The organism is Alteromonas sp. 5E99-2, from assembly GCF_017368475.1.
Taxonomy (GTDB): domain Bacteria; phylum Pseudomonadota; class Gammaproteobacteria; order Enterobacterales; family Alteromonadaceae; genus Alteromonas_F.
In genome coordinates this window covers 106,713-120,415 of sequence record NZ_JAFNJE010000002.1, presented here as the reverse complement: position 1 = coordinate 120,415, position 13,703 = coordinate 106,713, and the positions used below count along the sequence as shown (strand labels likewise).

The following is a 13,703-nucleotide window of genomic DNA, read 5'->3' as shown; positions in this document are numbered from 1 at the left end:
AGATGAGTAATAGACTAATCATATTGTGTTTCGGGAATAAACGCCAAAATATAGCGGGCTTTATTTAAAAAAATGTGACTTTTTAGGTTCGTAATCGTTATAGGTAGGTACACCGTTTTAAGCGGCGTTTAAATATTCTATTACACGCACAAAAGGTTTTATCATGAAAACGAAAAAACACCTTAAAAATTTATTTAATTGGCCTGAGCCAGAAAATAATAATTCGTCTCGCGATGACAAAAATGCTAATAACTCAATGAACAATTTTAATTGGTTTGCCCGATATGACTTGCCCCAGAAAGACGCACCTACAGGAGAGCAATGAAACACGAGTAAAACTGTTATTTAGACTAAGTTAAGCCATATCTAGTTTAGATATTCCCCAGTAGCCATTGTCTTTTTCAGATAGTTGCCAACCTTTAGTGACTAAATACTTTCGAATATGTAGGTTAGAAAATCCGTGACCAACCGCTGCCACTGTACCGTGTTTTTCTGCCAAAGAAATTAAATAGTCGGCTGAATCTTTCACTCTCGTTTTAGCCTCACTATAGGACTCAAATTTTCCTTTTTTGCCTAACATCCATAGCAAACGACTTAGATATACCCAGGTCCAGGTTTTCAGAGTAAAAGGAAGCAAATAACGAGGAATATCCATTTCACGGAAATTAGATAAGTATTCTGAAGGTTGTCGATCAAATGCAATAAAAGCCGATTGCTTTGCACGTTTTAATGAGCTGGATACCAAATATGCTTCGGATAACTGTTTATCCATAGGCCAATGAGGGCGACTACTAGCAAGAACGTCGGAGTGATTGTAGCGCTTTACCCAATAAGCAAAACCAATTGCGTCAACACGCTCATTTGTTGCGGATACAGGTTCGCCATGGCGAATTAAAATAATATTCATTGACTATTTAAATATCGAAACGCCTTCGTTGTAAATAATCCAATTCAACATTCATTTCGTGGAGTATTTTCGTTTCTTCTACATGAATACTGTCATGCATTGATTTTCGGTAAGCTTCGTATTCTGCAGACATAGTAATACTCTGAGCATTGCGATAGGCTAATTCGTCAGGCCATTGCGCATAGGCAATAAAAGCGCCATTTTGGTTTCTGTGCAGCCGAGAGCCCAAACTACCTTTGAATACATAAATACCTTGGGTCGTTTTTGCCCAAGTTTCTAAAAATTGTTCTTCAAACCCGGGTTTAACAACGAATTCGAACATGACCACGAACATATAATCTCTAATTCCTTTTTAGTTTTAAAAATTGCCAATGCAAAGCATATTATCTTTGCATTGGCCTGAGCTAACCTGAGTAGGGTTATTTAGGCTTACGGAATTTCAATGTCATACGGTGAGATTCACCAATAGCTTTTAGAGCAATGCTTTTTGCTGAGCCATCTGAGAAATCTCCACTTGGTGCAAGGCGCCATACGTTATCACCTTCAGTTGCCTGATCTTTAGCATTGGCGTTGATGTCACTTGAGCCGACAAATTCAAAACCAGCAGCTTTCATTTTTTTGATAACAAAACTTTTCTTCAAATAACCATTATTGCCGTCAGCCCAGTCATCTGGGCGATCTTCACGAGCTTGGTGTTGTACTACACCTACAATGCCGCCTGGTTTTAATGACTGAAACGCTTCAGCAAGACTTTTATCTAGAAATCCGTTTTTTTCATTAAACCGGGCAAGGTTATGCAGTGCTCTAATAAACAAAACGGCATCTAATGTGCCTTCTACATCCTGTGGCATTTGCTGTAGCGCATAAGCATTGAGGCTTGGCCCTTTTTCTCCGGCAAGCTCTGTGGTTAAAGTAACCCAATCCGCTGCCCAAGTTTCTTTGGCTTTAATTCTCTCTGGTGTCATGAAACCAAAGTTAGACCACAAGTCAATTGGATAATCCATTCCTACTAATTGACCTTCGCTGCCGATATAAGGAAGTAATACCTTGGTATACCAACCATTATTACCGGGTAAAACTTCGCCTACGCTCATACCGGGCTCAATACCGAAAAATGCTAATGTTTCATGAGGGTTACGAAATTCGTAGCGGGCCTTTTGCTCGTCGCTTAACGATTCAAGTACAGTTGTTAGTTGCTTGTCTGCACTGCCACTAATATGACCATCGGTTGCGCTGTACGCAAAGCTTGTGAAAGTAGCGAAAATAAGGCTGGTTAATGTTACTGAAGTACGTTTTAAAAATTGCTTTTTTAGTGCGAGTCGTTTCGTCATTGTCAGTTCCAAATTTGTAGTATGAGTGTTTAACGAGTCCATGAGATGGGTTAAGACTACTGTTGCATAAAAGCAATTGCGACTGTTTAATGATTTTTCTTTATCTTTCAAAGTAAACTAGCCTATACAAAAGGGCGAAATTTAAGCAATTTTCTGAGTTAAGTTAGTAAATTCGCCTTTGACTATTTGCTTTAAATCTAGCGGCGAAAGTTCAATTTCTAACCCTCGGCGGCCACCACTGATAAATATACTGGAATGGCTTAGTGCAGAGTCATCAATCAATACTCTTAATGCCTTTTTAAGTCCAATCGGACTAATTCCACCAACTACATAGCCTGTTGAACCTTGTACTTCTACTTTATCTGCCATTGTAGCCTTTTTCGCATTATGGGCTTTCGCCACAGCTTTCATGCTCAACTGGGAAGTTACTGGGATCACGTTTACCACGAGTTCACTGTTATTTAATTTCACCACCAAAGTCTTAAATATCGCTTCTGCCGCCACGTTCATTTTTTCACTTGCTTCTTTACCATATGAGTCTGAGGTTGTGTCGTGGTCATATTCGTGTAATTGATAGCGAATGTTGTTTTTGTTTAGGATTGAAACTGCTGGAGTCATAATGGCAATATTATTTTGAGTAAAAAATATTTATTGGGATGTTATATCCCAACTAATTGATTAATTTGGTAAAAAATGTAACTTATGATACGTTATCATTTATATGCTTTGGCATGTTATCGTACTATATCCGCCAAAAGAAAGTGGTTATTAGTTAAAGTTTGCCATGAATTCTACTGTTAGGTGCTGTATTGAAAATAATAAGGCTGTATGCAGAGCTATATTGTTTACTATGACACAACAGATAAAATAGAAAGAAATTAAACGTTTAATACATTTTTTATGCTCAAAAGTATGGAACAAGGTTTGTTTCAGCGATATTTGTCGCTACTCACTTTATTGCTTTTTTCGCACACTCTGGCTGCCGACCCGAAGTTCAGATTCAATGGTTTTGGAACTCTCGCAATAACTTATGAGGGATCTGATGAGCTTGGTTTTAGCCGCTCATATATTAATAGAGAACGAAATGACATTTCTCTGCTTCCTGATTCAATTATTGGTTTTCAAGCTGATTGGGTTATCAATGATAAATGGGATGTTTTTTCGCAAATTGTTTTAGAAGATAACAACAAACGAAGTCTTGATAATTTATTAGCGATTGGTTTTTTACGCTACCGAGCTTCTCGGAAAATAGATTTAATGGCTGGCAGAATTAATCCGAATATTTATTTGTTATCTGATCACAAAAATGTCAGTCATGGTTATTTGTGGGCAAGGCCGCCAATAGAGTTTTACGCGCAATCTGTGATTGTTGATTCAGTAGATGGTGTTGGCGTGAACTTTAAAACTGATATTGCCGGTGGATATACGAAAATACGTTCTGTGTTTGGGCGCAGTGTTACGGAACAAGGAAATCGAGTTCAAAATACTGACATTATTGCATCAGATATTTTTTCTATCAGCGCAGAATGGTCTAAGCAAAACTTTGTTTTGTTTACGGGTTATACATCAGCAAAAGTAAAGCTTAATGCAGGTAGTGGCTTTTTAGGAGTTGCAAATACGCTTGCGGATACTCCACCTGCAATTCTTCCCAACGCTCAAAACTTAGCAAGAAGGTTCGGCCTAAACAATGAGTCGGTTAGCTATATCTCTGTTGGTGCGAAATATGACGGTTACCCCTTTGTCGTACAAGCTGAGTTTGCTTCTTCTGATTTGAACTGGTTGATAACGCCTCCTACTTACACTGGCTATTTGTCAATTGGTTATAAAATTAACGACTTTACACCTTATATTCTCGCTGCTTTTTCTGAACCCAAAGATGATGTTGTAGCGTTTAATTTTAATGGTGATTTAACTGAAATTAACCAAGGAAATGAACCTGATTTTCAGAGGTTAATGAACATGGCAGATCAAATCATCTTAGCAACCAGAATTGACCAACGTACTATTTCAACGGGGATACGTTACGATTGGACTTCGTCTCTAGCGCTTAAATTTCAATATGATCATGTTATGTTGGACAGTACCGGAAGCGTGACTTTGTTTCCTACAAACAACAACAGTAATTCATTGTCTGAGGCAAACGTAAACCTTCTTCACCTAAGTGTGAATTGGGTATTTTAAAAATGCTTCGAACTCTTTTGTACAAATATACTCAACTGTTTATTGTCGTGATTTTTTTATCGACATCAGTGGCGGCTGACGAAAACAAACTGGTCGTTGTTGTTAATGTAAATAGCAATGAAATGGCACTGACTAAGAAGCAATTAACAGATATCTATATGGGACGTTATCAGAATTTCCCCAGTGGAGGTTCAGCGTTCCCCGTAGATTTTCCCGATAACTCAAGAATCAAGCAAACGTTTTATAAGTTGCTCGTTAAGCAAACTGAAAAACGCATTAATTCCTATTGGTCTCGGCTGTTGTTCTCAGGCAGTGCTCGTCCACCTCACAAAGCAGAAGGGATAGACGATGTGGTTTCAATTGTAGAGCAAAATGAAAAGGCAATTGCTTACCTTCCGGTTGGACATGTTAGTAAAAAAATGCGAGTCGTCTATCGTTTTGAATAACATCAGACTCGCACTAAAATTATTCCTTAGGTTTTCTTAACCCATTTGCCAATAAATACAAACCAAACACTAAGAAAGGTATGCTAAGCCATTGCCCTGTATTTATTGCTAACCCTGTTTCATAGCCAGCTTGTTTCACTTTTACAAACTCTAATGCAAAACGGCTAGAAAAGATTAAGGTTAAGAATAAACCAAAAAGTACACCGTTTTTTTGCTGTATTTGGGTAAACCGATAACACAGCATTAAAATAACGAATATGCACAAATAGGCTATGGCTTCGTATAGTTGAGCTGGATGGCGAGGTAGCATATCAATTCGCTGAAATATAATTGCCCAAGGTACATCGGTTGGTTTTCCCACAATTTCAGAATTGATAAAATTAGCACTGCGGACAAATAAGCCGAAAATGGCTGTGGCAATACTTAATCGGTCAAATAACCAGAGTAAGTTTACGCCGTGCTTTTTATGATAAAAAAACATGCCGATAATGACACCTAACCCACCGCCGTGACTGGCTAATCCGCCTTCCCAAATAGCGAGTATTTTTAATGGGTTTGATAAGTAATAACTAGGGTCGTAAAACAAGCAATGTCCTAATCGAGCACCGACAACAATACCAACAACAGCATAGATAAGCTGATTATCTAATGCGTCTAAACTGATGTTTTCTCGTGTATAAATCCATTTCATTACATAAAATCCAGCGGTAATTGCGCTGGCAAATAAGATGCCGTACCAATGAATCGTTAACCCTGCAAAAGAAAGAGCAATAGGGTCTATGTTCCAAATAAAGTGTTCCAAAAAGTCTTCTCTCAATGTGATGTCATAAAATTACATTTAGCTTTACGGCCAAATCAAACGCTATAGATAACCATATTATACGAAGACTGCATATTAAGGAATTTAACGATCACATAACGAATGGCTAAAAGTGAAATTGTGGCTATTTCGAAAGAAGCGTTAACTGGATTTAGTTTGGTACATACGATTATCGGCAATGGTTAACAATTGGTCCAAAGTTTGCGCTTGTTCGGGAAAGGACACAACTCCCATACTGGATGAAACGCGCAAATTAAGATTACATACCGACATTGTCTCACATAGTTTCTCTTGCAATCGACCAAGGTATTTATCTATATGGGAGAGATTTCCCGAGTCATCTTGATGTTTTAGCAATATACAAAACTCGTCACCACCTAGGCGTGCTGATACATCATCTTGCTTGATATTGGCTTTCAGTCTTTTCGCAAACACCTGTAAAACTTGGTCGCCACAAAGATGACCATATGTATCATTAATCGATTTGAATTTATTTAAATCAATAAAGACTAAAAGAAAAGGTTGCTGCTGTTCGATTAACTTCTCTGCTTTTTTTTCAAATCCTCTTCGATTCAAAATATCCGTAAGTTGGTCATAATAGGCTTGCCGGCGAATAACCTTTTTACTGGCAATATGGGAAACAATTTCGTTTTCTAGCTTAATTTCATTTTGTATTGCGAGAATAGAAATTTTGTAACTAAATAGTGATTTTTGTAGTACAAAAAAATGGCCAAAAATAATACAGCAAATATAAATTATAGACTCGTCTATACCTAGTGAATAAGGGTGTAATAATAAGTAAGCAGTGATAGAACTGACAGTGACTAGGCAATACAGCATGTAGAGAATAGGGAACATTTGAAAGCCGATCACAACTGTACAGCTAAATGCCACTGCCATTGTCATGATTAACATGCGATCAAAAATGCCTGCACTGTCGGGTAATAGAAAATGTATGGCGCCAAAACACCCTGCAGTAAGCATTGCACAGCAAATTCGTAACCGGAACCAAATCATTTTTTGCGTATAGCTTTTTGCAAATTTGGTCAGTGTGAAATCCACTAAGTTAGAAAAAACTTGTACCAACAAAAAAGTGCACAGCCAAATAACCACAATGTATCTAGGAACGCTAAAAAGTACACACAATATCAAAGCAGCAACACCACCAAAAGCGGTGAGCAGGTTATTCTTAAATGCCTGCATTTTATATTGTTCGATGCGCTTAATAAAAATTAAATTGTGCGGGCTGTCAGCAAAAGAGTCATTGTTAGTCATATAAATCGAGCCGCTAGCATACCTTTTATTTTTGGTCTGAAATTATTATACACACAGTTTTCTAACTAAACCTAAGGTATTGTTTAAAAATGAAATATTACATTCACATAAAGTAAGCGCAACTTCTGAGGTTAGGGGATCAGCTATTGTCGTTTAATTGAAAAAAGACGAGTGAATGAGTCGATTAATAGAAGGCTACTTAACAGAAGAGTAAAAACTGCGAGGCCATTTATTGTGTTTTGATAGCACTTGTGTGTTTGTATACTTTGAAATAGGGTGAATATACTTTACGATGGCGCCATACTCACTTAGTAATTTTCATTTTATAATGACTTTTAACTCAATCAAATTTCGCTTGTTCTTAATGGCACTTGTCTGTGTACTAGGAATGGGAACCATTGTTGTAAGTCAACACAGAGTCAACCTTAAATTATCAGCGTTAAGCCAGCAAAAAGAACTGCTGCAGCAATTGAGTGTTGAGTTGCTGCAATTGCGTCGACATGAGAAGGATTTCTTGTTGAGAGGCAACATGCGCTATGTCGGATTGTTTGGGGACAGAATAAAAGAATTTAGAGCAAAGCTAGATGATATCGAACCCTTATATAGCGGTTATGGCTTAGATATAAACAAAACTTCAGAGCTTGCGCAAACCATTCAGCGATATGATGAACTGTTTAATGAAGTGGTTTTTATTCATCGAGTGATTGGTTTGTCAGCGACTCAAGGCTTAAGAGGAAGCTTTAATGAGGTTGTTACTCGTTTAACTATGGCGGCTTCATCGGAGCGTGCAAAGTTGCTACTCGCAAAAGCGATTGTCGCAAATCGTGATTTTTTATTAAATTATGAAATGGAATCTGAATATGAGTTTAAAAGCGTCATTAAACAATTAACCTCAGATGATTTTTCGAGCGAAGAAGCAAAAACTGATTTACAAACCTTGCAAGCTCTTTTTGACAAGCTGTCTGAATCTATACAAAAAATGGGTGAAACAGAAAGCGAAGGACTCAGAGGTGAGTTTAGGCGACAGGCGCACTTGGTTGAATCTCGTTTAGCAAGCATCGAAGAAAAATTACAGCCACTTATTCAGGAACAAGGCGAGCAGATTCGTTTAAACAGCTTATTAGTGGCTATTGTGACCTGTATAGCCATGATCAGTATATTGCTAAAGAGCTTTGCTACTTTTCACCGTGCATTTTCCTATTTTGTTATGTTTTTTTACCAGTGCAAGCGAGAATTTCACCGTCTTGATCCCAAAAAACTTGGTTTTGCAGAATTTAAATCACTAGCTGAATTAGCTAACGATATGGTTGAGGCAAGGCGAGATGCTGAGCAACAGTTAGAAGAAGCAAAACATCAATTAAAAGAAATCAAAGAGCAACAAGGATTTTAACTTATGCAATATAACCCTTTAGGCACAAGTGGTCTTTCGGTATCAGATGTGTGCTTAGGCACAATGACGTGGGGCATTCAAAACGTTCAAAGCGAAGCCGACGCTCAATTATCAATGGCGCTAGAAGCGGGCATTAACTTTATTGACACTGCGGAAATGTACCCTGTTCCTCCGAACGAATCTACCTATGGTGACACAGAGAGAATCTTAGGTAATTGGTTAGCAAGAAATACCGACAAGCGCAGCGATCTGGTCGTAATGACGAAAGTTGTGGGCCCAGGATTTGAGTACATTCGAAATGGGGACCCAATTACGCCAGCTGCTATTGATATAGCGTTAGATGATTCCTTGAAAAGATTACATACTGATTATGTGGATGTATACCAACTCCATTGGCCGAATCGTCCAGGCCCGCATTTTGCTAAACACTGGCCTTGGCGCACTGACCCAACTCAGGTTGATGTGAAGAAAGAAAAAGCTGAGATGGCTGATATCGTTTTAAAACTCGGAGAAAAAATCAAAGAAGGTAAAATACGTCATTGGGGTTTATCTGATGATACCCCTTGGGGGATTCATACGTATTTGTCTTTGTGCGATGAATTAGGCGTACCTAAACCTGTTTCTATTCAAAACGAATTTAGCTTGTTACACGCAAAAGATTGGCCGTATTTGATTGAAACTTGTGCGTTTGAAGACGTTGCTTATTTACCTTGGTCTTCGCTTGCTGCGGGCATGCTAACCGGCAAATATTTAGATGGCGCTAGACCAAAAGGGTCTCGTTGGACAATGGAACAACGCCAAGGCTTGTTTAGAGACACTAAAGCGGCTCAAAACGCGACTAAAGCCTATATCTTAGTTGCAGAAAAACACGGGATCACGCCTGCTCAGCTTGCTTTGAAATGGGTGCAACAAGTTAGCGGAGTTACATCCACTATCATCGGCGCAACCAATACTGTTCAACTAAAAGAAGACATCGATGCGTTTGTATCTCCAACTAGCGAAGAGCTAGTTGATGATATTCACGATGTGTTTAAACAGTACCCGGTACCCTTTTAGTCATATATCTGTAATAAAGGAGACATATCATTTAGGCAAATTATTTTGCGAAATGTGCTATGTCTCTTAAGAATGAACATATCCAAGCACCACCTAAAGATCTAGATAGCACCATAAAGTTAGTCTTTAAATGGGTTTCATTGGCTTTTCTTGTCTTTTTAATGCTACAAGCCGTTAGCTTGATAGGTGGTGGCTTTAAACTAGCTACTGCTGATCACGCCAAAGCCTTGTTTGACTTTGCTTCCAATCCTATTATGGGATTGATTATAGGGATGGTGTGTACTGCGCTAATTCAGTCATCTTCAACAGTGAGTTCTATTATTGTGGCTATGGTTGCAGGTGGATTACCCATCACCATTGCCGTGCCTATGATGATGGGCGCAAATATTGGTACGAGTATTACCAATACCATTGTTAGCTTAGGACATGTAGCCAAAAAAGAAGAATTCCAAAGAGCCTTCAATGCAGCAACCATTCACGACTTTTTCAATTTGTTGTCCGTGATGATTTTCTTACCCTTAGAAATCATGTTTGGTTTACTTGAAAAGCTGAGTGCTCAAATGGCGTCGTTTTTCACTACAGGTGCTACGGCAGATGTAAATTCATTTAATCCTATTAAAGCACTGACTTCGCCGTTTAATGACTTTGTTGGCCATGCATTAGCGTCCCTACCACCTATATATTTAGGCATGGTAAAAGCTGTGATAGGGATTGTTTTGATTGTAGCTGCCATTACCTATATGGGAAAAATAATGAAGTCGTTAATGGTAGGTAAAGCAAAAGATGTGTTGCACAGAAGTGTAGGTAAAGGGCCTATTACGGGTATTACTTCAGGCACGTTAGTGACAATTTTAGTGCAATCTTCTTCAACAACCACGTCCTTAATGGTGCCTTTAGTAGGAACGGGAGTGTTGAAAGCGAGAGATATTTATCCTTTCACATTGGGTGCAAATATCGGTACTACGATCACAGCAATTATTGCGGCATTAGGTGTTACAGGAATTAACGCGTCTTTTGCACTACAAATTGCTTTGGTACATTTTTTATACAACGCTCTAGCTGTACTTCTTATTTATGGCGTGCCCTTTTTAAGAGAAATCCCTCCTAACCTTTCATACAAGTTATCTATTAAAGTGTCTGAAAAGAAAGTGTTTGGCTTAGGATATATCCTTGGCTTATTTTTCGTGATCCCTTTGAGCGCAATTTTGATTAGTAATTAGTTTATTAAGCTTCAATTGAAACCGTTTCCATAAACGAATTTACTATGGGCATTTTCGGCTTGAGGTTTAATTATTCACATAGCCTAACGAGCGAGCTTGGTTTTATACCTTTGTGATTTTTATTTTGATTTATATGTGATTATATAGGGACGTGAAGATATTCATAATATCAATGCAACAAGCAATGTTTTTTAATTTTTGAAGATAAGAAAAGGATTTCTAATGGTTATTGATCTTCGTGATGGTTTATCCAAACTTACTTATACTCTTTTACCTGTTTTTAGCATAACGCTGTTGTTTTCTGGTTGCAGTATTTCTCCAAGCACATCTACTTTGGAAGCTGATAGCAAAAGTGACCTTGCCATTTCACTAAAAGCTAAGTACGAAATAAATAAGAAATTTGGTGCATCAGCTAACTTCATCGCTCAATCTGGTGATACTTCACAAGTGTTTGAAGGCGGGGGCGAAATAAATGAACAAGGCCAAAGAGTGGAAGCTATTCAAATTAATGGAACTAGGCTAATAGCGAGTGAAGGTGCCCCTTTAGATGTGAGCTACGATTTTGACTTCCGTACTACTTCTGTTTTGTTTGATTGGTATGCCGTTAATGGTGATTTTTATAAATTAACTGTATCACCCGGTGTTTCTTTAGCCAACTATAGTACAGATATACAAATTAATAATTTGGCATTTGACGTGTCAGAAAGTCAATTTCTGTTTGGGCTCCGATTAGAACAAGATTTTAAATTAACCGAAAAGTTGAATATCAGCTTAGATATCGCTCGATTTGAAGCAAATAATAGCAATTTATTTCAACTTGGTGGGGCATTAAATTACCAACTTACTAAAAGGCTCTCTGTTTCAGCCGGCTACCAATTTCAGATGTTTAGTGATAGTGAATCAGATAATCGAGATGGTTGTTTAGCGAATGATTTGGCTAATGAATGTGATAATTCTGATCTGGAATTGGCAACAGAAGGCTTTTTATTGGGCTTGGAAGTTAAATTCTAAAATACTTTCTAAGTACAATTATTTGTTTCCATGTTGAAGCATCCAATCTAATAAAGGTTAATAATGGGTCGTAGTATTTTTATCGTCTTATATGGTTTAACGTTTTTCTTTTTTTCCAATCTAGCGTTAGCAAATTCAAGTACTCTAAATCAATTACCAACTGATTCGAGGGTATACAGTCGATTACCCAAATTTACCGATGTGCATTTGTCACCCTCTGGAGATTCTGTTGCTTTTGTTCAGAATTTTTTACAGCCAGAAATTGCTCTGCTGCAAGTTTTTAATATTCGAAGTGGCAAGACGGTAGATCTGCTTAAAACAGATAATGAAAATATAAAAATTAATTGGTTTCACTGGGCTAATGAAGAAACGTTAATTGTCAGCGCTTTATTTTCAATGGAGAGAAATGGCGTAAATACATATGAAACACGTTTATTGGCCACCGACATTACAACCAAAAAATCAAGACTGATTGTGAAACAAAGCCGCTTGTCCAATAAGACAGGGGTCCGTTCGCAATTTCAGGATCAGGTCATTGATTTTTTACCCGAAGACCCTGAACATATCTTAATTGCTTTGGATTCGGATGTACTGCATGAACCTTCAGTCTTTAAGTTAAATATTAATACAGGAAAGCAAAAAAGAATTGAGAAAGGTAAGTTAAGAATTCGAACTTGGATGACAGACAGGCAGAGTAATTTGAGGCTAGGGCATGCTTTAAATTATAAAACAGGGGAAACGAAAATTTGGGTGAAACGTGGGCCTACTTCAAAAAAGTGGGAAACATTATTTGAATATAACGCCCTTGACGATTTAAGTCAGCAAATCATCCCTGCGGGGTTTTCTCATAGTGGAAATACACTTTATTACCAGAAATATTTGAACGATAAATTGGCATTATTTAAGGTTAATCTAGAAACAAACCACAGTGAACTTGTTTATTCCGACCCCAAGTTCGATGTAAATGGAGGCCTTGTTTACTCCAAAATGTCACAACAGGTTATTGGCGTGAGACACAGTAACTCTCCGTCTGGGGTTGTATACTGGGGAGGAACTAGAGACAAGTTACAAAAGGGGTTAGATCTCGCGTTTCCAGACACGTCAAACTATGTGACTAGCTTTAATCAAGATGAAAACGTTTATCTGTCCTACTCTGAATCTGATCATATTCCTGGTCGTTATTATTTAGGTGATCGTAAAACAGGCTCTCTCAACCATTTATTTTTAACCTATCCCGAAATTACGGCTGATACTTTGATAGAGCACAAAAAAATCACGTATAAAGCAAGGGATGGACTTGAAATAGAGGCTTTCCTTACGTTACCTCACAACAGTAAAACTAACCTTCCTACTATTCTTTATCCTCACGGTGGACCTGGTTCGAGAACCTTTTCAGGCTTTGATTATTGGACTTCTTTTTTTGTTAGTCGTGGCTTTGCTGTGCTGCGTCCTAACTTTAGAGGGTCTGAAGGGTTTGGATTTGAATTTGCTCAAAGTCAGGTTGGCGCTTGGGGACTGCAAATGCAAGATGATTTGACCGATGCAACTCACTGGATGATAGATGAGGGAATTAGTAACCCAGAAAAAGTATGCATAGTTGGCGCCAGCTATGGAGGCTATGCGGCTTTGATGGCTACAGTGAAAACCCCTGATTTATTTAAATGTGCAATTAGTTTTGCTGGGGTGAGTGATTTGTCGTTACTTGTTCGCGAGAGCAAAAGGTTCTTAAACGCAAAGTTTGTGAAGCAACAAATTGGTTCTGAACGCTCAGATCTTAAAGCGCGTTCTCCTTATCACAATGTAGACAAAATTATTACACCCATTTTGCTACTGCACGGTGAAGAAGATGCGACTGTAGATATAAAACATAGCGAAATCATGTATAAAGCACTTAAAAAACAAGATAAGAGTGTGAAGTATGTTGAACTGGAGAACGGTGATCACTTTCTTTCTATTCAACGCAATCGACGGGAACTGTTTGATGAAATGGATGCCTTCTTACGTGAGCACATAGGCATTTAAATCAATCAGAAGCTAAGGCGTTAAGGTAGACGCCTTAGCTAGAT

The 13,703-nt window shown here is 38.1% G+C and carries 14 protein-coding genes; 8 read left to right on the top strand and 6 right to left on the bottom strand.

Annotation, left to right across the window (positions count from 1 at the left end; all coding sequences use genetic code 11):
* The first annotated feature begins 163 nt into the window (after positions 1–163).
* Complete coding sequence (locus J3L16_RS02630) at positions 164–325, top strand: hypothetical protein (protein WP_207611333.1); 162 nt, start codon at positions 164–166, stop codon at positions 323–325.
* Positions 326–355: 30 nt separating this feature from the next.
* Here J3L16_RS02630 and J3L16_RS02625 read toward each other — a convergent pair whose 3' ends face one another.
* The 4 genes from J3L16_RS02625 to ybaK all read right to left on the bottom strand — a co-directional run bounded on the left by J3L16_RS02625 (position 356) and on the right by ybaK (position 2,856).
* Positions 356–907: a histidine phosphatase family protein gene (locus J3L16_RS02625; RefSeq protein WP_207611332.1), complete on the bottom strand. Its 552-nt coding sequence runs from the start codon at positions 905–907 to the stop codon at positions 356–358.
* 7 nt (positions 908–914) lie between these two features.
* A complete protein-coding gene (locus tag J3L16_RS02620; protein WP_207611331.1) occupies positions 915–1,241 on the bottom strand; it encodes an antibiotic biosynthesis monooxygenase in 327 nt (108 codons plus the stop codon).
* A gap of 85 nt (positions 1,242–1,326) precedes the next feature.
* The gene (locus J3L16_RS02615) at positions 1,327–2,238 is read right to left on the bottom strand and encodes a class I SAM-dependent methyltransferase (RefSeq protein ID WP_207611330.1); all 912 of its coding nucleotides are present in this window, start codon (positions 2,236–2,238) and stop codon (positions 1,327–1,329) included.
* A gap of 141 nt (positions 2,239–2,379) precedes the next feature.
* Positions 2,380–2,856 carry a Cys-tRNA(Pro) deacylase gene (gene ybaK / locus J3L16_RS02610; protein ID WP_207611329.1) on the bottom strand — a complete coding sequence of 159 codons (477 nt, stop codon included), beginning with the start codon at positions 2,854–2,856 and terminating at the stop codon, positions 2,380–2,382.
* A 282-nt stretch (positions 2,857–3,138) separates the two neighbouring features.
* Here ybaK and J3L16_RS02605 point away from each other — a divergent pair, with 282 nt between their 5' ends.
* Positions 3,139–4,419 carry a hypothetical protein gene (locus J3L16_RS02605; RefSeq protein ID WP_207611328.1) on the top strand — a complete coding sequence of 427 codons (1,281 nt, stop codon included), beginning with the start codon at positions 3,139–3,141 and terminating at the stop codon, positions 4,417–4,419.
* A gap of 2 nt (positions 4,420–4,421) precedes the next feature.
* Entirely contained in the window at positions 4,422–4,865 is a 444-nt protein-coding gene (locus J3L16_RS02600) for a hypothetical protein (RefSeq protein ID WP_207611327.1), read from the top strand.
* Between the two features lie 19 nt (positions 4,866–4,884).
* Here the strand turns inward: J3L16_RS02600 and lgt are convergent, their stop codons facing one another.
* The gene (gene lgt, locus J3L16_RS02595) at positions 4,885–5,667 is read right to left on the bottom strand and encodes a prolipoprotein diacylglyceryl transferase (protein ID WP_207611326.1); all 783 of its coding nucleotides are present in this window, start codon (positions 5,665–5,667) and stop codon (positions 4,885–4,887) included.
* A 159-nt stretch (positions 5,668–5,826) separates the two neighbouring features.
* Positions 5,827–6,960 carry a GGDEF domain-containing protein gene (locus tag J3L16_RS02590; protein ID WP_207611325.1) on the bottom strand — a complete coding sequence of 378 codons (1,134 nt, stop codon included), beginning with the start codon at positions 6,958–6,960 and terminating at the stop codon, positions 5,827–5,829.
* Positions 6,961–7,324: 364 nt separating this feature from the next.
* On the opposite strand from J3L16_RS02590, the gene J3L16_RS02585 reads away from it, so the two are divergent.
* The 5 genes from J3L16_RS02585 (at position 7,325) to J3L16_RS02565 (ending at position 13,659) form a co-directional block, all read left to right on the top strand.
* Positions 7,325–8,350 carry a chemotaxis protein gene (locus tag J3L16_RS02585; RefSeq protein ID WP_207611324.1) on the top strand — a complete coding sequence of 342 codons (1,026 nt, stop codon included), beginning with the start codon at positions 7,325–7,327 and terminating at the stop codon, positions 8,348–8,350.
* Positions 8,351–8,353: 3 nt separating this feature from the next.
* On the top strand, positions 8,354–9,406 hold the full coding sequence (locus J3L16_RS02580) for an aldo/keto reductase (protein WP_207611323.1): 1,053 nt from the start codon (positions 8,354–8,356) through the stop codon (positions 9,404–9,406).
* A 59-nt stretch (positions 9,407–9,465) separates the two neighbouring features.
* A complete protein-coding gene (locus tag J3L16_RS02575; protein ID WP_207611322.1) occupies positions 9,466–10,626 on the top strand; it encodes a Na/Pi symporter in 1,161 nt (386 codons plus the stop codon).
* Between the two features lie 222 nt (positions 10,627–10,848).
* The gene (locus J3L16_RS02570; RefSeq protein ID WP_207611321.1) at positions 10,849–11,637 is read left to right on the top strand and encodes a hypothetical protein; all 789 of its coding nucleotides are present in this window, start codon (positions 10,849–10,851) and stop codon (positions 11,635–11,637) included.
* Between the two features lie 63 nt (positions 11,638–11,700).
* Complete coding sequence (locus tag J3L16_RS02565) at positions 11,701–13,659, top strand: S9 family peptidase (protein WP_207611320.1); 1,959 nt, start codon at positions 11,701–11,703, stop codon at positions 13,657–13,659.
* Positions 13,660–13,703 lie beyond the last annotated feature (44 nt).